The organism is Brooklawnia cerclae (genome assembly GCF_011758645.1).
GTDB lineage: Bacteria > Actinomycetota > Actinomycetes > Propionibacteriales > Propionibacteriaceae > Brooklawnia > Brooklawnia cerclae.
Genome location: NZ_JAAMOZ010000003.1, coordinates 146,434 through 167,382, shown reverse-complemented (window position 1 = coordinate 167,382; position 20,949 = coordinate 146,434). Strand labels below are relative to the sequence as shown.

General features: G+C 67.4%; 22 protein-coding genes. 14 read left to right on the top strand and 8 right to left on the bottom strand.

The genetic code is table 11. The features are described 5' to 3' along the window. The first annotated feature begins 10 nt into the window (after positions 1-10). The 10 genes from FB473_RS15380 to FB473_RS15335 all read left to right on the top strand — a co-directional run bounded on the left by FB473_RS15380 (position 11) and on the right by FB473_RS15335 (position 8,853). On the top strand, positions 11-862 hold the full coding sequence (locus tag FB473_RS15380; RefSeq protein ID WP_167170814.1) for a class II fructose-bisphosphate aldolase: 852 nt from the start codon (positions 11-13) through the stop codon (positions 860-862). A gap of 28 nt (positions 863-890) precedes the next feature. Next, positions 891-1,421: a YjbQ family protein gene (locus FB473_RS15375; RefSeq protein ID WP_167170811.1), complete on the top strand. Its 531-nt coding sequence runs from the start codon at positions 891-893 to the stop codon at positions 1,419-1,421. 145 nt (positions 1,422-1,566) lie between these two features. Next, positions 1,567-1,830 (top strand): HPr family phosphocarrier protein, encoded by a 264-nt coding sequence (locus tag FB473_RS15370; RefSeq protein WP_167170808.1) that lies wholly within the window; start codon positions 1,567-1,569, stop codon positions 1,828-1,830. Further along, complete coding sequence (ptsP, locus tag FB473_RS15365; RefSeq protein WP_167170805.1) at positions 1,827-3,533, top strand: phosphoenolpyruvate--protein phosphotransferase; 1,707 nt, start codon at positions 1,827-1,829, stop codon at positions 3,531-3,533. The genes FB473_RS15370 and ptsP overlap by 4 nt, the downstream gene beginning before the upstream one ends. Positions 3,534-3,628: 95 nt before the next feature. Next, complete coding sequence (gene srlA, locus FB473_RS15360; RefSeq protein ID WP_243864036.1) at positions 3,629-4,234, top strand: PTS glucitol/sorbitol transporter subunit IIC; 606 nt, start codon at positions 3,629-3,631, stop codon at positions 4,232-4,234. Continuing rightward, positions 4,231-5,235, top strand: coding sequence for a PTS glucitol/sorbitol transporter subunit IIB (gene srlE / locus FB473_RS15355; protein ID WP_167170801.1), 1,005 nt, complete (start codon positions 4,231-4,233; stop codon positions 5,233-5,235). Before srlA ends, srlE begins: the two co-directional genes overlap by 4 nt. A 54-nt stretch (positions 5,236-5,289) precedes the next feature. Then, the gene (locus tag FB473_RS15350; RefSeq protein WP_167170798.1) at positions 5,290-5,661 is read left to right on the top strand and encodes a PTS glucitol/sorbitol transporter subunit IIA; all 372 of its coding nucleotides are present in this window, start codon (positions 5,290-5,292) and stop codon (positions 5,659-5,661) included. Between the two features lies 1 nt (position 5,662). Further along, positions 5,663-6,091 carry a transcriptional regulator GutM gene (locus tag FB473_RS15345; protein WP_167170795.1) on the top strand — a complete coding sequence of 143 codons (429 nt, stop codon included), beginning with the start codon at positions 5,663-5,665 and terminating at the stop codon, positions 6,089-6,091. A gap of 76 nt (positions 6,092-6,167) precedes the next feature. Next, the gene (locus tag FB473_RS15340) at positions 6,168-7,475 is read left to right on the top strand and encodes an NAD(P)H-dependent oxidoreductase (RefSeq protein ID WP_167170791.1); all 1,308 of its coding nucleotides are present in this window, start codon (positions 6,168-6,170) and stop codon (positions 7,473-7,475) included. 409 nt (positions 7,476-7,884) lie between these two features. Then, entirely contained in the window at positions 7,885-8,853 is a 969-nt protein-coding gene (locus FB473_RS15335) for a sugar-binding transcriptional regulator (RefSeq protein WP_167170788.1), read from the top strand. Positions 8,854-8,855: 2 nt separating this feature from the next. Here the strand turns inward: FB473_RS15335 and FB473_RS15330 are convergent, their stop codons facing one another. Further along, positions 8,856-9,533 carry a response regulator transcription factor gene (locus tag FB473_RS15330; RefSeq protein ID WP_167170785.1) on the bottom strand — a complete coding sequence of 226 codons (678 nt, stop codon included), beginning with the start codon at positions 9,531-9,533 and terminating at the stop codon, positions 8,856-8,858. Further along, positions 9,530-10,705, bottom strand: coding sequence for a sensor histidine kinase (locus FB473_RS15325; RefSeq protein WP_208390861.1), 1,176 nt, complete (start codon positions 10,703-10,705; stop codon positions 9,530-9,532). The genes FB473_RS15330 and FB473_RS15325 overlap by 4 nt, the downstream gene beginning before the upstream one ends. Positions 10,706-10,972: 267 nt before the next feature. Here FB473_RS15325 and phoU point away from each other — a divergent pair, with 267 nt between their 5' ends. Next, a complete protein-coding gene (gene phoU, locus FB473_RS15320; protein WP_167170778.1) occupies positions 10,973-11,638 on the top strand; it encodes a phosphate signaling complex protein PhoU in 666 nt (221 codons plus the stop codon). A gap of 190 nt (positions 11,639-11,828) precedes the next feature. Here the strand turns inward: phoU and FB473_RS15315 are convergent, their stop codons facing one another. After that, the gene (locus tag FB473_RS15315) at positions 11,829-12,578 is read right to left on the bottom strand and encodes a phosphoglyceromutase (RefSeq protein ID WP_167170775.1); all 750 of its coding nucleotides are present in this window, start codon (positions 12,576-12,578) and stop codon (positions 11,829-11,831) included. Between the two features lie 64 nt (positions 12,579-12,642). On the opposite strand from FB473_RS15315, the gene FB473_RS15310 reads away from it, so the two are divergent. Continuing rightward, positions 12,643-13,383, top strand: a complete 741-nt coding sequence (locus tag FB473_RS15310; protein WP_167170772.1) for an SDR family NAD(P)-dependent oxidoreductase — start codon at positions 12,643-12,645, stop codon at positions 13,381-13,383. A gap of 76 nt (positions 13,384-13,459) precedes the next feature. Further along, positions 13,460-14,071 (top strand): uridine kinase, encoded by a 612-nt coding sequence (gene udk / locus FB473_RS15305; RefSeq protein ID WP_167170769.1) that lies wholly within the window; start codon positions 13,460-13,462, stop codon positions 14,069-14,071. Between the two features lie 24 nt (positions 14,072-14,095). Here the strand turns inward: udk and FB473_RS15300 are convergent, their stop codons facing one another. The 5 genes from FB473_RS15300 to FB473_RS15280 form a co-directional block, all read right to left on the bottom strand. Further along, the gene (locus FB473_RS15300; protein ID WP_167170766.1) at positions 14,096-14,410 is read right to left on the bottom strand and encodes an SMR family transporter; all 315 of its coding nucleotides are present in this window, start codon (positions 14,408-14,410) and stop codon (positions 14,096-14,098) included. A 397-nt stretch (positions 14,411-14,807) separates the two neighbouring features. Then, a complete protein-coding gene (locus tag FB473_RS15295; RefSeq protein ID WP_167170763.1) occupies positions 14,808-15,173 on the bottom strand; it encodes a biotin/lipoyl-containing protein in 366 nt (121 codons plus the stop codon). A gap of 37 nt (positions 15,174-15,210) precedes the next feature. Further along, positions 15,211-15,495 carry a hypothetical protein gene (locus FB473_RS15290; protein WP_208390846.1) on the bottom strand — a complete coding sequence of 95 codons (285 nt, stop codon included), beginning with the start codon at positions 15,493-15,495 and terminating at the stop codon, positions 15,211-15,213. Between the two features lie 15 nt (positions 15,496-15,510). Then, the gene (locus FB473_RS15285; protein ID WP_167170760.1) at positions 15,511-17,067 is read right to left on the bottom strand and encodes an acyl-CoA carboxylase subunit beta; all 1,557 of its coding nucleotides are present in this window, start codon (positions 17,065-17,067) and stop codon (positions 15,511-15,513) included. 15 nt (positions 17,068-17,082) lie between these two features. Next, complete coding sequence (locus FB473_RS15280; protein WP_167170757.1) at positions 17,083-18,597, bottom strand: methylmalonyl-CoA carboxytransferase subunit 5S; 1,515 nt, start codon at positions 18,595-18,597, stop codon at positions 17,083-17,085. A gap of 158 nt (positions 18,598-18,755) precedes the next feature. Between FB473_RS15280 and asnB the strand changes: the two genes are divergently transcribed. After that, a complete protein-coding gene (asnB, locus tag FB473_RS15275) occupies positions 18,756-20,657 on the top strand; it encodes an asparagine synthase (glutamine-hydrolyzing) (protein ID WP_243864035.1) in 1,902 nt (633 codons plus the stop codon). Positions 20,658-20,949: the final 292 nt, after the last annotated feature.

Genomic DNA, 20,949 nt, shown 5'->3' with positions numbered 1-20,949 from the left:
CGTCATTCCCATGCTCATCTCACTGCCCGAGGCCCTCGACTGGGCCGAGAAGAACAACGCCGGCCTGGCAGCGGTGAACACCCCCTTCTTCGAAGGGCTCCTGGCCACGATCGACGTCGGCGAGCGCACCGGTGTCCCGATCATCCTGCAGTTCGCCCAGGTGCACGAAGGCATCGTCAGCATCGAGGACATGGGACCGGCCATGGTCGCCCTCGCCAAGCGCTCACCGGCCCCATTCGTCCTGCACGTCGACCACGGCGACGACATCGACTACATCCGCACCGGGCTCGACATCGGCTTCAACTCGTGCATGATCGACGGCTCGCACCACAGCTACGACGACAACGTCCGGATCACTCGCGAGGTCGTCGAACTGGCGCGCGAGCGTGGCGTCGGGGTCGAGGGTGAGATCGGCGTCATGACGGGCAACGAGAACGGCGACCCCGACCAGGGAGTGGCCGACGAGACGCTGTACACCGACCCCGAGGTCGCCGCGCGTTTCGTCAAGGAGACCGGTGTGACCTGCCTGGCCGCGTCCTTCGGCACCGTGCACGGGATCTACCGTAAGAAGCCCCAACTCGACTACGACCTCATCACGACGCTGCGCGAGACCACCGGCGTACCGATCGTCATGCACGGCGGCTCGGGGCTGAATCCCGACGAGTACCAGAACTGCATCCGGCACGGCGTGCGGAAGATCAACTACTACACGTATGCCGCCAAAGCCGCCTACGACGCGGTCAAGCCGCTGATGGACGACGAGAACGTCATCCTCTTCTCGAACCTGGCCGTCGCGGCGCGCAAGGGCGTCGACGCCGATGTCTCGGCGTTCGTCGGCGTGCTCGCCGACGCCGGCAAGTGACCACCCGACCAGCCAGAGGAGCCATGCCATGACCGTCCACCAGACCACGCTCGAACTGCAGTCCCACGGTGGGACGCCGAGCTTCATCAATGTCACCGACCAGGTGCGCGAGGCCGTCGCGGCGAGCGGCATCACCAACGGCCTGGCCGCGGTCATGTCGCCGCACACCACCTGCGGGGTGTATTTCGACGAGTGGGTGCACGACGAGTACGAGGACGGCACCGACTACCTGCAGGGCGACCTGAACGCCGTGCTCGGCAAGATCGTCCCCGAGCAGCACGACTTCCCGCCGGCGGACGGGTACCACTACCCGGGCATCAAGCACTTCGAGGAGGTCGAGACCTGGCCGAGCGCCAAGGAGTACCTGCCCGGGGGCGACCGCAGCCAACTCCTCAACGTCGACGCGCACCTGAAGTCCACGATCATCGGCTCCAGCCAGGTGTTCCCCGTGACCGACGGCAAACTTGCCTTCGGCGTCACCGGTTACATCTTCTTCGTCGACTTCGATCGCGCCCGGGCGCGCACACGCAAATGCCAGGTGACGATCATCGGAGAGTGATCCGGTATCCGCTTTCGCACAGAATTGCATACCAGCAGCACTTTCTTGCATTTTGGCAAACCGGCTGACACCATGGACGTGTCGCTGGGCAGGGTTGCCGAACTCACAACAGCAGACAGAAACACCGCACCGAAAGAGGCCGAAGATGTCCACCCGTGAAGCCACCATCGCCGCAGCCGAGGGCCTGCACGCCCGCCCCGCGTCCCTGTTCGTCCAGGCCGCCAAGGCAGCTGGGATCCCGGTGACGATCTCCAAGGACGGCAAGGGCCCCGTGTCGGCGACCTCGATCCTGTCCGTGCTCAGCCTCGGCGCCAAGAAGGGCGATGTCGTCGTCCTGGCGGCCGAGGGGGACGGCGCGGACGCCGCTCTCGACACCTTGGTCGCCGAGCTCGAGAAGGACGAGAAGTGACCTCCAGCCGGGTACTGCACGGCATCGGCGTCGGTTCCACCGCCACGGTGGGCCCCTGCGTCCGGTTCTCGGCTCCCGTCACCGCACCGGCGGACGAACCCCGCCCGTCCTCACAGGCCGAGATCGACGAGGCCGTCCGACGCCTCACCGACGCCCTGCAGCAGGTGGCCGAGGAACTCGAGGCCGCGGCCGACGCCAACCGCAACAACGAGACCCTCGGAGCCGTCCTCCAGGCCGCCGCCGAGATGGCCGGCGACCCGGAGCTCAAGGATCGCTCCCTCCAGCTCATCCGCACGGGCGTGGGCCCCGCCACCGCGATCACCCGTGTCGTGGGCGAGTTCGCCGACGTGTTCCGCGAGATCGGCGGCTACATGGCCGAGCGCGTGGGCGACCTGCACTCCGTCCGCGACCGCGCGGTGGCCCGCGTCCTCGGCGTCCCCGAACCCGGCCTGGCCTCGATGGACGCCCCCGGCGTCGTCGTCGCGCTGGAGCTCACCCCCGCGGACACGTCCACGCTCGACATGGACAAGGTGCTCGCCCTGGTGACCCAGGAGGGCGGCCCCACCTCGCACACGGCGATCATCGCCCGGCAGATGGGCCTGCCCTGCGTGGTCAAGGTCGACGGCGCCGCGGACATCCCCGCCGGAACCCTCCTGGCCGTCGACGGGGCACACGACCGTGTCGTCGTCGACCCCGACGAGGCGACCCAGGCCGAGATCCGCACCCGCATGGCGAACCGGAGCCGCCTGCTCGACGACACCGAGCCCGGCGCCACCGCCGACGGCCACCGCGTACAGCTCCTGGCCAACATCGGCACCGTGGCGGACGCCGAGCAGGCCGCGGCCACCGCGGTCGAGGGTGTCGGCCTGTTCCGCACCGAGTTCCTGTTCCTGGACGAGTCGGAAGAGCCCACCGTCGACAACCAGGCCGAGGCCTACCGCCAGGTGCTCGCGGCCTTCGCCGGGCGCAAGGTCGTCATCCGGACGCTCGACGCCGGCGCCGACAAGCCGCTGGCCTTCGCCAACACCACTCCGGAGGAGAACCCGGCACTGGGTATCCGGGCGTTCCGCCTAGCCCGCCGCAACCCGCAACTGCTCGCCCACCAGCTCGAAGCGCTCGCCCGGGCCGTCGCGGACACTCCCCAGACCGAGGCCTGGGTCATGGCCCCGATGATCTCCACCGCCGACGAGGCGAAGGACTTCCGCGAGATGGCCAACGCCGCCGGCCTGGACCACGTCGGGATCATGGTCGAGGTGCCCGCCGTGGCACTGCAGGCCGACCGCGTCCTGACCAATGTGCAGTTCGCCTCGATCGGGACGAACGACCTCGCCCAGTACACGATGGCCAGCGACCGCCAACTCGGCGCCCTGGCCGACCTGATCGACCGCTGGCAACCGGCGGTACTGAAGCTGGTCGCCCAGACCGCCGCCGCCGGGCAGCGTCTCGGACGACCGGTCGGAGTCTGCGGCGAGTCCGCTTCCGACCCACTCATGGCGCTCGTCCTCGCCGGACTGGGAATCACCAGCCTGTCGATGTCGATCGCCGCCGTGCCCGAGGTGCGGTTCGCGCTTCGCCACACCACCCTCGACAAGTGCCAGGAGATGGCCCGGGCCGCGCTCGACGCGGCTGACGCCAAAGCCGCCCAGGAGGCGGTCAGGTCACGGGTGACCCCAGAGGTGAAGGAGGCCCTGGCACTCGACTGAGCATCCCCCCGGGCGACGCCGCCCGGTAGCAACACCGCCACGACGGCCTGACTCGCAACGAGGCGGGTCCGTTCCACAACACTCGAGGAGTTCTCATGGACAACAATCCCGTGATGCGCGGGATCACGTGGTTCGCGACGCACTTCATCGGCCTGTTCAACGCCAGCGCCGACGCGTTCACGAGCCTGCTCACCGGCATCCTCCCGCTCCTGATGGTCATGTTGACCTTCATGTACGCCCTCACCACCTGGATCGGTGAGGAACGAGTCACCCATGCCATCCAGTGGGCCGGCCGCTGGGCGCTGACCCGGTACACGATCATGCCGTTCCTGGCCATGCTCCTGTTGACCAACCCGATGGCCTACACGTTCGGCCGCTTCCTGCCCGAGCGCTACAAGCCCGCCTTCTACGACTCGACCGTGTCGTTCTGCCACCCGATCACCTCGCTGTTCCCGCATGCCAACGCCGGAGAGATCTTCGTGTGGAGCGGCGTGTCCGCCGGCGTGCTGCAGATCGCACCCGACAAGTACGCGACGCTGGCCGCGCTGTACTTCCTCGTCGGCCTCGTGGTCATCCTCATCCGCGGCATCGCCACGCAGTGGCTCACCGGCGTCCTGATCAAGCGGGGCGGGCATGAGGAGACCTTCAAGCGCTACGACGAGGCCTACGAGGCCGGACGCATTCAGGGGGTGCAGGAATGAGCTACAACACCATCAAGGTCTCGAAGGGCTCGGGCGGCTGGGGCAAGGGCCTCGTCCTCACCCCGAACGACCAGAAGAACGTCGTCCTGTCGGTGACCGGCGGCGGCATCCACCCGGTGGCCGCGAAGATCGCCGAGCTCAGCGGTGCGACACCCGTCGACGGGTTCACCAACCAGGTGCCGGACGAGCAGGTGCTGGCCGTGGTCATCAACTGCGGCGGAACCGCCCGCATCGGTGTCTACCCGAAGAAGCGGATGCCCACCGTCGACATCTACCCCGGCTCGCCGACCGGGCCGCTGGCCCAGTACATCACCGACGACATCTTCGTCTCCGACGTCGGGGTGAACAACATCGCGGCGCTCGGAGCCGCTGAGGCAGCCGCCGCGGTGGCGGCCGACGCCCAGGCCCAGACCGCGGCCGCCACCCCGGCGAGCACACCGGCGCCGACACCGCCCCCGCCACCGCAGCAGAAGGGCTTCATGTCCTGGGTGGTGAAGTTCGGCAACGCGATCGGCTACATCATCAACACGCTGCTGTCGTCCGGCCGCCAGGCCCTCGACATCATCCTGAAGACGGTGCTCCCGTTCATGGCCTATGTCGGGTTGCTGATCGGCATCGTGAACTACACGGGCATCTCGAACGTGCTGGCCTCGTGGGTCACCCCGCTGGCGTCCAACCCGGTCGGGCTGATCCTGCTGGGCGTCATCGTCGCGCTGCCGTTCCTGTCTCCCATCCTGGGCCCGGGCGCGGCGATCGCACAGGTGATCGGCGTCCTCATGGGAACGCAGATCGGCCTCGGCGCACTGCCGGTGCAGTACGCGCTCCCGACGCTGTTCGCCATCGACGGCCAGGTCGGCTGTGACTTCGTCCCCGTCGGCCTCTCGCTCGGCGAGGCGAAGCCCGAGACTGTGTCCGTCGGTGTCTCGGCGGTGCTGTTCACCCGTCTGGTAACGTCCCCGCTCGCAGTGGCGATCGCCTACCTGGCGTCGTTCCTCATCTGATCACCACATGGGTGGGTGCCCCTGCGGGCACCCACCCGACCGGAAGGAGACCCCATGACCACCAACATCTGGAATGCCGAAGTCAGCCGGATCGGCGGCGACGCCGGCGAGATGATCGAGGCAGGCGTCCTCATCCTCTTCGGCGAGCCCGTGCCGGAGGCGCTCGCCGACGTCAGCATCGTCCACACGAATGCCACGGCCCTGACCCGCCCCGTCCAGGCAGGCGACCGGCTCGTCATCGGCGAGCAGACGTACACGGTCGACGAGGTCGGTGGCCGCGCCAACGACAACCTGACCGAACTCGGCCACATCGTCGTCTACGTGAATCAGCCCGACCAGGAGTTGCTGCCCGGCGCCGTGAAGGCCTCCGGACCCGCTCCCGTCGCCCCCGCGGCCGGTTCCACCGTCGCCTTCACCGAAGCCTGACATGTCGGCGAGCGACTGGGTCTTCCCCGCGATCCTGATCGCGGCCATGGTGCTGGGGGTCGTCCTCACCTTCTTCCAACAGCGGGCCTACAGCACCGAGTTGAACACCGTCCTGCGCCTGTCGAAGGGTAGGGACGAGATGCTGGTCTCGGGGCGGGGGCGGTCGTTCCGCGGCGGTTCGATCGTCATCATGCTCGTCGACGCGGAGCAGCGACGCGTCACCTGGGCATCGGCCATGAACGGGATCAGCGTGTTCGCGCGGTTCCGCCCGGTCCCGGCGCTCCTGGGGGCCGCGGACACCGCGGTCGAGCGCGCCGAGGGCAAGCAGTTCAAGCAGGCCGTCGAGATGGCCGTCGCACAGCTGACCGCCCGGTCGTCGGTCACCCCCGAGACGAACTCCCGGTTCGTGCGCAGGAAACGACCCCAGTAAGCACAACTCTCCGAGGCGCGGTCAGGCCCATCCATTGACCGCCACGCCCCTTCGAATACCTACGAAAGGAATGGAAATGGGTTACACGACAGGTCTCCTGGAACGCCAGGAGAAGCTTGGACGCCCGGTTCTCGTCGGGGTCGTCGGCGCCGGCCAGATGGGGTCGGGCCTGGTGGCATCGATCTGCAAAGCACCCGGGCTGACGGTCGCGGCGGTCGCGGACATCGTCATCGACAAGGCGGAATCGGCCCTGCGCAATGCGGGACGCGATGACGTCGTGGTCGCCGGCGCGGATCTGGAGGCTGCGAAGAAGGCCCTCACCGAGGGCAAGTCGGTGGCGATCACCGACGGCCTGAAGATGCCGGAACTGCCGGTGGACATCGTCGTCGAGGTCTCGGGCGTTCCCGAGATCGCGGCACAGATCGCCTACACCTGTATCGCCCACAGCAAGGACGTGGCCCTGATGACGGTCGAGGCCGACATCACCGTGGGCGTCCTGCTGTCGTCCATGGCCAACGCCGGCAACTCGGTCTACACCGTCATGCGCGGTGACGAGCCCGTCGAGTGCCTCAAGCTCGTCGAGTACGCCGAGGACCTCGGTCTCAAGGTCATCTGCGCGGGCAAGGGCAAGAACAACGTCAACATCCACACCTCGGTTCCCGAGGACAACGAGGCGGACGCGGCGCGCAAGAAGATGAACCCGCGCATGCTCACCGAGTTCACCGACGGCACCAAGACCCAGCTCGAGATGGCCGCACTGTCGAACGCGACGGGTATCCCGGTCGAGGTCGAAGGCATGCACGGCCCTGAGTGCAACCTCGACGAACTCATCACCACGCTGATCCCGAAGGCCGACGGCGGCATCCTCGACTGGGAGAACGGCCCGTGCGTCGAGTACGTCACCGGCAACGTCGCACCCGGCGTCTTCGCCATCGTGAAGTCCGAGAGCGACGTCGTCACCCACGAGCTCGACTACCTCAAGCTCGGGCACGGCCCCTACTACCTCTTCTACCGGCCGTGGCACATCGCCTCGATCGAGGCCCACCTGTCGATCGGCGAGGCCGTCCTCAACCGCCGTGCGGACTTCCAGTCCCGCTACGTGTGCACCGAGGTGGTCGGACGCGCCAAGTTCGACCTCGAGCCGGGCACCACGATGGAGGGCATGGGCGGCCACCACTTCTACGGCTGGGCCATCCCCGCCGAGAAGGCCCGCGAGCTGAACGCGATTCCGGTCGGCCTGATCCAGACCAGCAAGCTCAAGGTCGCCAAGAAGCAGGGCGAGATCATCACCTACGACGACCTCGAGGTGGACGAGACCCGTCCGCTCGTCGCGATGCGCCGTCTGCAGGATGCGCTCGTCACCCGCGGCATGATCGGCGCGTGACGCCCGTCGAGCCTGTGAGGGGTCGCTGCCCTTCGACAAGCTCAGGGGCCGTTCGTCGAAACGCTCGTTGAGCCTGTCGAAACGCTCGTTGAGCCCGTCGAAACGCTCGTTGAGCCCGTCGAAACGCTCGTTGAGCTTGTCGAAACGACCTTCGACAAGCTCAGGGGCCGGCCGCACGTCGAAACGCTCGTTGAGCCTGTCGAAACGACCTTCGACAAGCTCAGGGGCCTGCCGCACGTCGAAACGACCTTCGACAGGCTCAGGGATCAGCGGCAACAGCCGGGAGGGACCTGGGGCACCTGGCCCCGGGGCACCTCCCGGTTTTTCGCATCTGCACGTATGTGCCAAACTTATTGACGTCTTCTCGCCAACGCACCATGGTGGTGCGCCGCGAGTTCCAGGGGGATACATGCCTGCCAAACGCGACCACCAGATGCTGATCGAGGCCGCCCGGATGTACTACCTCGAAGGCCTCGACCAGGGCCAGGTGGGACGCCGGCTCGGGCTGTCGCGGTCGAGCGTGTCGCGCATCCTCGCGTCCGCCCGCGAGTCGGGCATCGTCCAGGTGCGCATCGCCGGGGACGACCACATCTCGCGCAACCGTGACCTCGAGGGCCAGCTGATGCGCACGTTCGGGCTGCGCGAGGCCCTCGTGGCCGAGACGTCCGCGTCGACCACCGACGTGAAGTGCGTGGCCCAGCTCGGGGCGGAGGTCTTCGCCCGCAGAGCGCCCAGCGCGAACCGCATCGGATTCAGCTGGGGGTTCACGCTCGGACACGTGGTCGAGGCCATCCCCAGGCTGTCGCTCCACCCCAACATTTTGCTCACCCCGCTGGTCGGCGGCATGCCCCTGCTCGACTCAGGCCCGTCCGGCTACATCAACACCCAGATCCTGGCTGAGAAGTGCGGAGTGGTCTCCGAACGTTTCGACGCGCCGGCGGTCGTGGAGTCAGCTGCCACACAGCGAGCGATGCTGTCGGAGTCGTCGATCCGGATGGCGATCGCCCGGGCGGCAGCCAGCGATCTGGCCTTCGTCGGCATCGGCAACTTCGGCGTCCAGACCTCGCGCCGGGTACTGGAGGCGATGAACTTCAACGACCAGGAGATGGTCGAGGTGGTCGCCGCGAAGCCGGTCGGCGACGTCTGCGGCAGGTTCTTCACCATCGACGGTGTGCCGCTCGGCCCGCCCGCGTCGGAACGGGTGATCGGCATCACCATCGATCAACTGGCGGGCATCGACATCGTCGTCGGCATCGCGGCGGGAAAGACCAAGGCCGCCGGTACCCTGGGCGCTCTGCGCACCGGGGCGATCGGCATTCTCGTGGTGGACGAGGGCCTGGCCGCCGCCGTCCTCGCGCTGCACTCCCGCGGCGTCTGAGCTCAGCCCTCGTACTTGTAGCCGAGCCCGCGCACGGTGACCAGCTGCGAGGGGTGCGACGGATCGGACTCGATCTTGGCCCGCAGCCGCTTCACGTGCACGTCGAGAGTCTTCGTGTCGCCCACGTAGTCGGCGCCCCAGATGCGGTCGATCAACTGGCCTCTGGTCATGACGCGGCCGGCATTGCGCAGCAGGAGCTCGAGAAGCTCGAACTCCTTCAGCGCCAACCGGATCGTGGCCCCACGCACCGATACCTCGTGACGCTCCACGTCCATGCGCACGTCGCCGACCTCGATCACCTCCGGCAGCAGATCAGGGTCCTGGCCGCGGCGCAGCACGGCCCGGATACGGGCGACCAGCTCGCGATGGCTGAACGGCTTCGTGACATAGTCGTCCGCCCCGAGCTCCAGCCCGACCACCTTGTCGATCTCGGAATCGCGTGCGGTCACCATGATCACCGGCACGTTGCCCCGCATCCGCAGTTGGCGACAGACCTCGGTGCCCGGCATCCCCGGCATCATGAGGTCCAGCAGCACGAGGTCGGCGCCGTTGTGGTCGTACTCGGCGAGCCCGAGGGTCCCGTCGGCCGCCTCGTCCACGTCGAAGCCCTCCCTGCGCAGCATGTAGGCCGTGGCGTCCCGGTAGGACTCCTCGTCCTCGATGATCAGGATCCGGGTCATTGCATTCCTCCATCCGGCATGGGCACCGTGAGCGCGGTCACCTCGGGTTCCTCCGTCTCCAGATAGGCCGGCAGACGCAGGGTGAAGGTCGATCCCTGGCCGACCTTGCTCCACACGTTCACGGTGCCGCCATGGGCACCGGCGACGTGCTTGACGATCGACAGACCCAGACCGGTCCCCCCGCTCTGGCGGCTCCGGTCGTAGTCCACGCGGTAGAAGCGCTCGAAGATCCGCTCGAGATCGTCCGCGCGAATGCCGATGCCGTTGTCGGCCACGCTGATCTCGACGAACTCGTCGCCCCCGTCCTCGACCGCACGGGTGCTCATCGCCACCCGTGCGCCCGGGTCGGAATAGTTGATGGCGTTCTGCACCAGGTTGACCACCGCGCTGGTGAGCTGGTCCTCGTCCCCCACGACGCGCAACCCCTGCGCCCCGGCGAGAGTGAGCGTGATGGCTCGTCCCGACGCCAACTCGCGACAGCGGGCGACCGCCGCCCCGACGATGTCGTCCACCTCGACGACGTCCGCCTGGATCAGTGGATCCACCGACTGGAGCCGTGACAGCTCGATGATCTGCTGGACGAGCTCGCCCAGCCGCTCCGTCTCACGGGTCATCCTGCCCGCGAAGCGCCGGATCGCCTCGGGGTCGTCCGCGGCCTGTTCGACCGCCTCCGAGAGCACCTGAATGGCCCCCACCGGCGTCTTGAGCTCATGGCTGACGTTGGCCACGAAGTCTCGCTTGATCTCGTCGGCCCGTGTCTCGGCACTGCGATCGTCCGCGATCACCAGCACGATGCCGCCTTCGAGAAGGCTCACCCGCACGGCCAACTCACGGGTGGGCACGCCCGGCTCGCGCTTCAGTTGCAGCGTCGTCCCGACGGCCTGACCCCGCTGCCGCACGGAACGGACGAGCTCGAGCAGTTCGTCCGGAGCCACTCGGCTCCCCCGGACCAGACCGGTCGTGCGCGCCGGGGGGTTGGAGTGCCACACCTCGTCGTGGGGGCCGGCCACCAGCGAGGCCGACCGCATCAGGTCGACGGCCGCCTCGAGTTGGGACGACAGCCTCGGCGCGGGGACGACCGGTTCGGCGACGGGAGCACCCGCGTCCCGGGCCCGTGACCGCCCCACGAGAAGGCCGATGACGAGTCCGGCCAGGAGCGCGGCGGCCACCAGCACGAATTCCACGACTTGATCATAGAGTGCCGCGTCTCCTACCCCCCAGCCTCACTGAAACCAGGTGCCTCGCGCGGGTCTCGTGTTGCTCACGCAGGCCCCGCGTACTCCCGCGGGTGATGTGCGACCCGCGGGAGTACACACGACCCGCGCGAGCGGCACGCGGCCCGCATGAGGGCCGGGACGCCGCCGGCAGCGCCGCTGCCCGTACCACCTCCGAGCCCTAGAATCGTGATCACGTCCGCAAATCGACAAAGGGGTGCCCAGATGCGCGAGATCTACCACAACGACCTCGACAGTGTCGTCAACGAGCTGGTCGTGATGTCCGACAGCATTCAGATCGCCGTCCGGGACGCCACCCGAGCGCTCCTCGAGGCCGACCTCCAGCTCGCCGAGCGCGTCATCAGCGGCGACACGCGCGTCGACGCCATGCACGACCAGCTCGAACAGCGCACATTCACCATCCTGGCCAGGCAGTCCCCGGTCGCCGGCGAACTGCGCACGCTGGTCGCCGTGATCCAGATGGTGGCCGCGTTGGGCCGGATGGGCGACCTGGCGGCCCACATCGCCAAGATCGCCCGACTGCGCTTCCCCGACCACGCGATCCCCGAACCGCTCACCGAGAACTTCCGCCGCATGTCGCGTCTGGCACAGGACATGGTCGGCAACGTCGGGCGCATCCTGGCCGAGCGCAATCTGGAGGAGGCGAAGCACCTGGCCGAGCAGGACGAGGAGATGGACGACCTGCGCAGTCAGCAGTTCCGTGTGATCCTGGGCAGCGACTGGCAGCACGGTGTCGAGACGGCGGTGGACGTGGCGCTCCTCGGCCGTTACTACGAACGGATCGCCGATCACGCCGTGAGCATGGGGCGTCGCATCATCTACGTCATCACGGGCGACCTGCCCGAGGGTGAGAACTGGCCGACGACCTGATCACCGTCGCTTTGACGAGCGGCGCCTGAGTTTGTCGAGCGGTCGTTTCGACAAGCTCAACGACCACCGGGGCGACGCTCCCTGAACCCATCGAAGGACCGTTTCGACAGGCTCAACGACCACTAAGCCGACGCTCCCTGAGTCTGTCGAAGGGACCGCCGCCGCTTCGACAGGCTCAGGGAGCGTACGCCTACTTCTTGCCCTGGCTCGCGACGGCCTTCTGACCGGCCTCCGCAGCCTCGGGGTCGAGGTAGCGTCCACCCGCGACCACCGGGTGCAGGTCGTCGTCCAGCTCGTACAGCAGCGGGATGCCCGTCGGGATGTTCAGGGCGGCGATGTCGTCGTCGCCGATCTGGTCGAGGTGCTTGACCAGGGCACGCAGCGAGTTGCCGTGTGCCGCGACCAGCACCGTCTTCCCCGAGCGCAGGTCGGGAATGATCTGGTCGTACCAGTACGGCAGCATGCGCGCGACGACGTCCTTCAGGCACTCCGTCAGCGGGCGGATCTCCTCGGGGAGATCGGCGTACCGCGCGTCGTCCCACTGGGAGTACTGGTTGTCCTTGTCGATGGCGGGCGGCGGCTCGTCGTAGCTGCGACGCCACTTCATGAACTGGTCCTCGCCGAACTGATCGCGGATCTCGGCCTTGTTGAGCCCCTGGAGCTTGCCGTAGTGGCGCTCGTTCAGCCGCCACGAGCGCTTCACCGGAATCCAGTGACGGTCGCAGGCGTCCAGCGCCAGGTAGGACGTGTGGATCGCGCGACGCAGCACCGAGGTGTGCACGATGTCGGGCAGGAGGTTCTGCTCGGCCAGCAGCTCGCCGCCCCGCCTGGCCTCCCCGACCCCCTTTTCGTTGAGGTCGATGTCCACCCACCCGGTGAACAGATTCTTGGAGTTCCACTCGCTCTCGCCGTGGCGGAGCAGGATCAACTGGTAGGTCATGGCAAAAGTCTATCGATCGCACCGGGGTGCTCCCCGCGGTGGTGTCCATGGTTGAATCGATCCCATGAGCGAACGAATTGCTGTGGTCACAGGAGCATCGAGCGGCATCGGGGCAGCCAGCGCGCGAGCGCTCGCCAAGGAGGGTTACACGGTCTTTTGCGCGGCGCGGCGCTTCGACCGGCTGTCGGCGCTGGCCACCGAGATCGGCGGGGTCGCCGTCGTGTGTGACACCACCGACGCCGACCAGGTGGCCGCCCTCGCCGCGGCCGTCGGGCCCCGCTGCGATGTGGTCGTCAACAACGCGGGTGGTGCAGTCGGCCAGGATCCGCTGGAGACCGCCGACGTGGCCGACTGGGAGCGGATGTACCAGATCAACGTCGCGGGGACGCTCCGCGTCACCCAGGCGCTCCTGCCGGCGGTCGAGGCGGCCCACGGCGCCTTCATCTTCATCACCTCCACCGCGGCCGAGACCGCCTACGAGGGCGGCGGCGGATACTGCGGTGTGAAGTCGGCCGAGCGGTACATGGCCGGTTCGCTGCGCCTCGAGTTGGCCGGGCGCCCCGTGCGCGTGTGCGAGATCAGCCCCGGCATGGTGCACACCGACGAGTTCTCGCTCGTGCGGTTCGCCGGTGACCAGACGAAGGCGGACGAGGTCTATGCGGGCGTCGACCACCCCCTGGTGGCCGGGGACATCGCCGAGGCCGTCCGCTGGACCGCCACTCTGCCGGAATACGTGAACATCGATCGGCTGGTCATCCGGCCCCGTGCCCAGGCCGCCAACTGGAAGGTCGCCCGCGCCAACTGAGGCAGTGGTAGGCCGGGACGAGCAGTCCGCTGCGTCGTCCCGGCGTCGGTTCCGTGCGGGAAGGCGAGGAGGACAGATGACCAGCCTGGTGATCGGGATCGCCGGGGGCACGGGCAGCGGGAAGACGACACTGACCAACGCGCTGCTCGAGCGCTTCGCGGGCCGTGCGAGCGCGATGTACCACGACAACTACTACCGCGCTCACGACGACCTGGACGCGGAGCAGCGCACGACGCTCAACTACGACTCTCCCGACGAGTTCGACAACGACCTGATGGTCGAGCACCTCACCCGGCTCGTCGCGGGAGCCCCGGTGGACTCACCCACCTACGACTTCGTCCACAACAACCGGGCGGCGCGGACGGTTCGCATCGAGCCGAAACCGATCATCATCGTCGAGGGGATCCTCATCTTCGCCGAGCCCCGGTTGTGTCCGCTGTTCGACATCCGGCTGTTCGTCGACACGGACGCCGACGTGCGACTCCTGCGCCGTATCCACCGCGACGTGCTGGAACGCGGACGCACCCTGGAGTCTGTGGAACGCCGCTATCTGGCCACCGTGAAGCCGATGCACGAGCTGTATGTGGAGCCCTCCAAGCGCAACGCCCACATCATCATCCCCGAGGGCGGCCGCAACATGGTGGCCCTCGACCTGCTCATCCACGAGATCGAGCATCAGCTCGCCTGAGCGCCGACCGCGCGGCGCCCAGGCTCAGTGCAGCACCTTGAGCCCGACGATGCCGCAGACGATCAGGACCAGGCACGCGATGCGCCCGGCGGCGACAGGCTCACCCAGGGCGATCATGCCGAAGATGGCCGTGCCGACAGCGCCGATCCCGGTCCACACGGCGTAGGCGGTGCCCACCGGCAGCGACCGGAGTGCGTACCCCAGGCCACCCATCGACAAGGCCAGCGCTACGACGAACACCATCAATGGAAGAGGCTTTCGAAATCCTTCGGACTGCGCGAGCGCACCGGCCCACACTGTCTCCATGAGCCCCGAGAAGACCAGGACGATCCATGCCACGACTGCTCCAGCGCCTCGACCGTCGTGCTCGGCGGGTACGGTGGGCCACTCGTCCGCGTCATCCCGATGGGACGACCCCGCTCACGATAGCAAAGGCGGCGCCGGAGGCAAGTCCGCCAACCGGTCCTTGAGCTTGTCGAAAGGACCTTGAGCTTGCCACCCGGTCCTTGAGCTTGTCGAAAGGACCTTGAGCTTGCCACCCGGTCCTTGAGCTTGTCGAAAGGACCTTGAGCTTGTCACCCGGTCCTTGAGCTTGTCGAAAGGACCGCCCCATACATCGTTTCGACAAGCTCAACGAACGTTTCGACAAGCTCAACGAACGTTCCCAGCACAAAGACCGGCGCCGACCACCCCGAGGGATGACCGGCGCCGGATGATGTGAAGCGACTTCGTCGGCTCAGCTCGCCAGGGTCACCAGGGCCTGACCGCCCTGCACGGCCTCACGCGGCTGCACGAGGATGGCATCGACGGTGCCCGCGGACGGAGCGGTGATCTCGGTCTCCATCTTCATGGCCTCCAGCACCACGACGACCTGACCGGCCTCGATCGCGTCGCCCTCCTTCACCAGAATGCGGGCGACCGAGCCGGCCAGCGGCGCGACGATCGCGTTGGCGCTGGCACCCTTCACCGACGCGGTGGTCGGCGTCGAAGCCGCTCCCGCGCTGCCACCGATCACGATCGGCGCTGGGACGGCCCGTACCTCCGGCTCTGCTTCGATGTCAACGACGTAGTCGGTGCCGTTGACGGTCATCTTGAGACGCATTGGATTCCTCTTTCAGTTCATCAACTCTGGCACCGGGTCACATCGACCGCGGCATGACCCCGCGGACCTGGTTGGAGGCCAGGGCCCTACGGCCGGCAGCGGCCCAGGTTCCCTTGCTCGCGAAGGTCACGGCCTTGATCGTGCCCTTGTAGCCCATGTAGGCGGCGGCCGCCGCAGCGATCGCGATCAGGTCCTCCTCGGGCACCGGGCGGCTGGCGCGGAGGCCTTCGACCTCTGCCTCCAGCTTCTCGATGCGGGCCTCCAGGCCGGCGACGAGCGCCTGCAGCTCGGTGGCGGACAGTTCCTTCTTCTCGTTGCTCATCTGTCTCTCCTCCGATCAGACCGGGAACACGCCGTGCTTCTTGGGCGGACGCTGCGTCCGCTTGTTCGCCGAGAGCGCGAGCGCGACAGCGATCTGGCGGCGGGTGTCCGCCGGATCGATGATGTCGTCGACGTAGCCGTGGGCCGCTGAGGCGAACGGGGTGGCGAACCTCTCGCGATAGGCCTCGACGACCTCCACGCGCTTGGCCGCCGGATCCTCGGCCGAGTTGATCTCCTTGCGGAAGACCACCGCCGCCGCGCCGTCGGCGCCCATGACCGCGATCTCGGCGCTCGGCCAGGCGAACACCTTGTCGGCACCGAGTTCCTTGGAGCACATGGCCAGGTAGGAACCGCCGTACGCCTTGCGGAGCACCACCGTGATCTTCGGAACGGTAGCCGCCGAGTAGGCGAACAGCATCTTCGCGCCGTGACGGATGATGCCGCCGTGCTCCTGGGCGACGCCGGGCAGGAAGCCGGGCACGTCCACCAGGTTGATCACCGGGATGTTGTAGGCGTCACAGATGCGGATGAACCGCGCGGCCTTGTCGGACGCGTTGATGTCGAGCACGCCCGACATGGCCTTCGGGTTGTTCGCGATGAAACCCACCGAATGGCCGACGATGCGTCCGAAACCGGTGACGATGTTGGGCGCGTACCCGGCCTTGACCTCCAGGAAGTCCTGGTGGTCGACGATCTGGGCGATCACGTCGCGTACGTCGTAGCCCTTGTTGCCTTCGACCGGGACGATCTCCCGCAGCTTCGTGTTGAGGCTGACGTCGTCGTCCGGGAACAGGACCGGCGGCTCCTCCGCGTTGTTCTGCGGCATGAAGCTGAGGATCTTCTGCGCGACGAGCAGCGCCTGCTCATCGTTGTCGGTCACGAAGTCGGTCACGCCCGAGATCTGCTGATGCGCGTCCGCGCCACCCAGAGCGTCCTGCGTGACCTCCTCACCGGTGACCTGCTTGATGACGTCAGGCCCGGTGATGAACATGTGGGCCTTGCGGGTCTGGATGATGAAGTCGGTCAGGGCCGGGCTGTAGACCGCGCCACCGGCGCAGGGGCCGGCGATGATCGAGATCTGCGGCACGACGCCGGACAGCTTGACGTTGGCGAAGAACACCTTGCCGTAGCCCGACAGGGAGTCGATGCCCTCCTGGACGCGGGCGCCGCCCGAATCGTTGATGAAGATGAACGGCGCGCCGTTGGTGAGCGCGTTGTCCATCGTCTCGGTGACCTTGATGTTGTGCGTCTCGCCCGCCGAGCCACCCACGACCGTGAAGTCCTGGCTGGCGAGGTAGACAGGGCGCCCCATCACGGACGCATGGCCGGTGACCACGCCGTCGGCGGGCATGTCGGCCTTGTCCATGCCGAACGCTGTCGTCCGGTTGCGTCGGAACGCACCGGTCTCGATGAACGACCCGGGATCGACGAAGTTGTCGATGCGCTCCCGGGCGGTCATCTTGCCCTTGTCGTGCTGCTTGGCGATGCGGGCCTCGCCACCGCCCGCCTCGACACGCGCCCGCTCCTCGTTGAGGTGCTCGAGGCGCTCTGCCATCGTGTGCTGGACTGCCATCAGTTACGAGCCCCCTCAGGCCGGCTCGACGGCCACGGTGTGGCTGGCGCCGTTGACCGTGACACTGTAGGTGATCGGCCCGTTCAGCGCGGTGGACGCCTTGCCCTCGGCCTCGGCCTTCAGCTGCGCCTCGGACTTGGCCACGCTCTTGGGACCCTTGGAACGGTTCTCGAAGAAGGTGGAGGCCACGCCCGGGAACAGCGCGTAGGTGAGCACGTCCTCCTCGGTGCCGTCGAAGCCCTGCAGGGCCGAGGCCTCGGAGACGAGCTTGTCCCACTCGGGCTCGAGCAGGTCGGCCGGGCGGACGTCGATCGGATCCTTCTTGGCCTGAGCGGCGGCCTGCTTGATGATCTCCGGGTTGCGTTCGGCCGGGGATGCACCGTAGTAGCCCAGCATCATGTCGGCGAACTCACCGGTCATCACCTTGTAGGGGCCCATGAGCACGTTGAACACGGCCTGCGTCCCGACGATCTGGGACGACGGCGTCACCAGCGGCGGGTAGCCGGCGTCCTTGCGGCACACCGGGACCATGTTCATGACCTCGTCGATGCGTGCCTCGGCGCCCTGAGCGCGCAGCTGCGACTCCATGTTCGACAGCATGCCGCCCGGAATCTGCGACTTGAAGATGTTGGTGTCCACCAGGGTCTTCGACTCGAAGTCCGCGTACTTCGGGCGGATCTTCTTGAAGTGGTCGCGAATCTTGAGGACGCGGTCCAGGTCGAGCCCCGTGGTGTAGCCGGTGCCCTCGAGCATCTCGACGACCGACTCGGTGGGGTTGTGGCCCGGGCCGAGCGACATCGAACTCACGGCGGTGTCGACCACGTCGGCGCCCGCCTCGATGGCCTTCATCAGCGACACCTGGGTGACGCCGGTGGTGGAGTGGCAGTGGACGTTGATCTGCACGTCGCTGCCGTAGGTGTCCTTGATGCCCTTGACGATGTCGTAGGCGGGCTGCGGCTTGAGGAGCGCGGCCATGTCCTTGAAAGCGATCGAGTCAGCGCCCATGTCGAGCAGCTGGCCCGCCAGCTTCACGTATCCCTCGGTGGTGTGCACCGGCGAGATGGTGTAGCAGATGGTGCCTTGGGCGTGCTTGCCCGCCTTCTTGACGGCGGCCATGGCGTGCTCGAGGTTGCGCGGATCGTTCATCGCGTCGAACACGCGGAAGACGTCCATGCCGTTCTCGGCCGACTTGTCCACGAACCGGTCGACGACCTCGTCGTTGTAGTGGCGGTAGCCGAGAAGGTTCTGGCCCCGCAGCAGCATCTGCAGGCGGGAGTTGGGCAGCAGCTCGCGGAAGGTCCGCAGGCGCTGCCACGGGTCTTCGTTGAGGAATCGGATACAAGCGTCGTAGGTTGCTCCACCCCAACACTCGACCGACCAGTAGCCGGCCGCGTCGATGTCGGCGCAGGCATCGATCATGTCCTCCATCGCCATACGCGTTGCCATCAGGCTCTGGTGGGCGTCGCGAAGGACCAGTTCGGTGATGCCAACTTGGCGGGGTTCGGAGACCTCAATTTGTCGCGGACTCATGACCCTGATTCTGTCACGGCGCGTAATCCGTCTGTTACCCGGGTACGGTAATGCGCCCCGTGCCGTGGGGAATACTTACGAGGGTGGGCGAATGGCGCCCCGCCAGCGAGGCGGAGCGTGGACGACGACAAGAAGGGTGTGCGCGGATGTGCGGCTTGATGGGGTTCATCTCGACGGGGGCACTGGACGACTCCCGCGTCCGGCAGGTCGCGGAAGGCATGGTGTGCGCCCGGCATCGCGGCCCCGACGACACCGACGTCTGGCATGACGACCGGGCCTGCTTCGGATTCAATCGCCTGAGCATCATCGACATCGAGAACTCCAACCAGCCGCTGCGATGGGGTCCGCCCGAGGACCCGGAGCGCTACGCGATGGTCTTCAACGGTGAGATCTACAACTACGTCGAACTGCGGGCGATGCTCGCGGCCGACTCCGGTGCGGTCTTCCACACCGAAGGCGACGGCGAGGCGATCGTCGCCGGCTACCACTACCACGGGCCCAGGTGGGTCAAGCAGTTGCGCGGGATGTTCGCCTTCATCATCTGGGACACCCGCGACAAGGTGATCTTCGGCGCCCGGGACTGGTTCGGCATCAAGCCCCTGTACCTGGCACAGACCGCCGACGGGTTCGGGTTCGCGTCCGAGGCGAAGTCGCTGCGTGCGCTGACCGGCCCCGCCGTCGTCGACAGGACGGCGCTGCAGCACTACCTCGTCCTGCAGTACGTGCCCGAGCCCGAGTCCGCGGACGCGAACCTGCGCCGCATCGAGTCGGGGACGAGCTTCATGGTGCGTGACGGCGAGCTGACGACGAACCGCTACTTCTACCCCCGCTTCCAGCCCGCTCGCGTCCGCGGCCCCGAGGCCGAGAACGAGCTGTACGACCAGATCCGCGAGGTGCTGGACGACTCGGTCGCCAAGCACATGCGCGCCGATGTGACGGTCGGGGCGTTCCTGTCGGGCGGGATCGACTCGACAGCCATCGCCGCGATGGCCAAGACATACAACCCCGACCTGCTCACCTTCACCACGGGCTTCGAACGCGAGGGCTACTCGGAGGTCGACGTCGCCGTCGAGTCGGCCCGGGCGATCGGGGTGGAGCACATCGTCCGGACCGTGAGCGAGGAAGAGCTGTTCGAGACGCTGCCGCTGATCGTGTGGTACCTGGACGATCCGGTGGCCGACCCCGCACTGGTGCCTCTTTACTTCGTCGCCCGCGAGGCACGCAAACACGTGAAGGTCGTCCTGTCGGGTGAGGGAGCCGACGAGTTGTTCGGCGGCTACAACATCTACCGCGAGCCGCTGAGCCTGCGCCCCCTGACCACGCTGCCCAACCCGCTGCGCCAGGGGCTGGCGGCGGTCGGCCGGGCACTGCCGCAGGGCTTCCGCGGCAAGGACATGCTGCGACGCGGCTCCCTCGACCTGGAGGAGCGCTATTACGGCAACGCGCGCATCTTCCGCGAGGAGCAGCTGGCATCCGTCCTCGACACGTACTCGTCCGAGGTCTCGTTCCGTGACGTCACCGACCCGGTGTACGACGCGTCCCAGGGCTGGGACCCGATCTCGCGCATGCAGCACATCGACCTGTTCACCTGGCTGCGCGGCGACATTCTCGTCAAGGCCGACAAGGTGACCATGGCGAACTCCCTGGAGCTGAGGGTGCCGTTCCTCGACAAGGAGGTGTTCGAGGTGGCGCGCCACCTGCCGGTGAGCCAGCGGATCACTCGTAACCAGTCGAAGGTGGCGCTCCGCAAGGCGCTCGAGCCCGTCGTCCCGGCCCACGTGCTCAACCGGCGCAAGCTGGGCTTCCCGGTGCCGATCCGTGTCTATCTTCGCGATGACTACGGGTACGGCTGGGCACGCGAGATCATCGAGAAGGCACAGACCACGGACTACATCGATCCGGCCGCCGCTCTCGCACTGCTGGACGAGCACCGCGCCGGCAAGGTGGACAACTCGCGGCGCGTCTGGACGCTGCTGGTCTTCATGTTGTGGCACGACATCTTCGTCACCCAGACCATCAAGCCCGAGGTGCCGACCCCCACCTATCCGGTGAGGCTCTAGCAGGGATCGCCCGTTTCCGGTGAGGCTCTAGCGGGGTCGCTCGTTGAGCCTGTCGAAACGAGCCCCGTCCCTTCGACAAGCTCAAGGACCACAAACCGCTGGCCCCGACCTCGCGTAACACAGCTCCTTCCCGCACCCATCCGGCGAAGCTCCAGCGAGGCCGCCCGTTGAGCCTGTCGAAACGAGCCCCGTCCCTTCGACAAGCTCAAGGACCACAACCGCTGGCCCCGACCTCGCGTAACACAGTGACGGCACCGCGGCACCGCTCCTCCCCGCGGGTGCCGCCGGGGCC

What these genes read in the sequence shown, in the direction of transcription:
- FB473_RS15380 (WP_167170814.1), top strand. Translation starts at nt 11, where the DNA reads ATGCTCATCTCACTGCCCGAGGCCCTCGACTGGGCCGAGAAGAACAAC.
- FB473_RS15375 (WP_167170811.1), top strand. Translation starts at nt 891, where the DNA reads ATGACCGTCCACCAGACCACGCTCGAACTGCAGTCCCACGGTGGGACG.
- FB473_RS15370 (WP_167170808.1), top strand. Translation starts at nt 1,567, where the DNA reads ATGTCCACCCGTGAAGCCACCATCGCCGCAGCCGAGGGCCTGCACGCC.
- srlA (WP_243864036.1), top strand. Translation starts at nt 3,629, where the DNA reads ATGGACAACAATCCCGTGATGCGCGGGATCACGTGGTTCGCGACGCAC.
- srlE (WP_167170801.1), top strand. Translation starts at nt 4,231, where the DNA reads ATGAGCTACAACACCATCAAGGTCTCGAAGGGCTCGGGCGGCTGGGGC.
- FB473_RS15350 (WP_167170798.1), top strand. Translation starts at nt 5,290, where the DNA reads ATGACCACCAACATCTGGAATGCCGAAGTCAGCCGGATCGGCGGCGAC.
- FB473_RS15345 (WP_167170795.1), top strand. Translation starts at nt 5,663, where the DNA reads ATGTCGGCGAGCGACTGGGTCTTCCCCGCGATCCTGATCGCGGCCATG.
- FB473_RS15340 (WP_167170791.1), top strand. Translation starts at nt 6,168, where the DNA reads ATGGGTTACACGACAGGTCTCCTGGAACGCCAGGAGAAGCTTGGACGC.
- FB473_RS15335 (WP_167170788.1), top strand. Translation starts at nt 7,885, where the DNA reads ATGCCTGCCAAACGCGACCACCAGATGCTGATCGAGGCCGCCCGGATG.
- FB473_RS15330 (WP_167170785.1), bottom strand. Translation starts at nt 9,533, where the DNA reads ATGACCCGGATCCTGATCATCGAGGACGAGGAGTCCTACCGGGACGCC.
- phoU (WP_167170778.1), top strand. Translation starts at nt 10,973, where the DNA reads ATGCGCGAGATCTACCACAACGACCTCGACAGTGTCGTCAACGAGCTG.
- FB473_RS15315 (WP_167170775.1), bottom strand. Translation starts at nt 12,578, where the DNA reads ATGACCTACCAGTTGATCCTGCTCCGCCACGGCGAGAGCGAGTGGAAC.
- FB473_RS15310 (WP_167170772.1), top strand. Translation starts at nt 12,643, where the DNA reads ATGAGCGAACGAATTGCTGTGGTCACAGGAGCATCGAGCGGCATCGGG.
- udk (WP_167170769.1), top strand. Translation starts at nt 13,460, where the DNA reads ATGACCAGCCTGGTGATCGGGATCGCCGGGGGCACGGGCAGCGGGAAG.
- FB473_RS15295 (WP_167170763.1), bottom strand. Translation starts at nt 15,173, where the DNA reads ATGCGTCTCAAGATGACCGTCAACGGCACCGACTACGTCGTTGACATC.
- FB473_RS15290 (WP_208390846.1), bottom strand. Translation starts at nt 15,495, where the DNA reads ATGAGCAACGAGAAGAAGGAACTGTCCGCCACCGAGCTGCAGGCGCTC.
- FB473_RS15285 (WP_167170760.1), bottom strand. Translation starts at nt 17,067, where the DNA reads ATGGCAGTCCAGCACACGATGGCAGAGCGCCTCGAGCACCTCAACGAG.
- FB473_RS15280 (WP_167170757.1), bottom strand. Translation starts at nt 18,597, where the DNA reads ATGAGTCCGCGACAAATTGAGGTCTCCGAACCCCGCCAAGTTGGCATC.
- asnB (WP_243864035.1), top strand. Translation starts at nt 18,756, where the DNA reads ATGGGGTTCATCTCGACGGGGGCACTGGACGACTCCCGCGTCCGGCAG.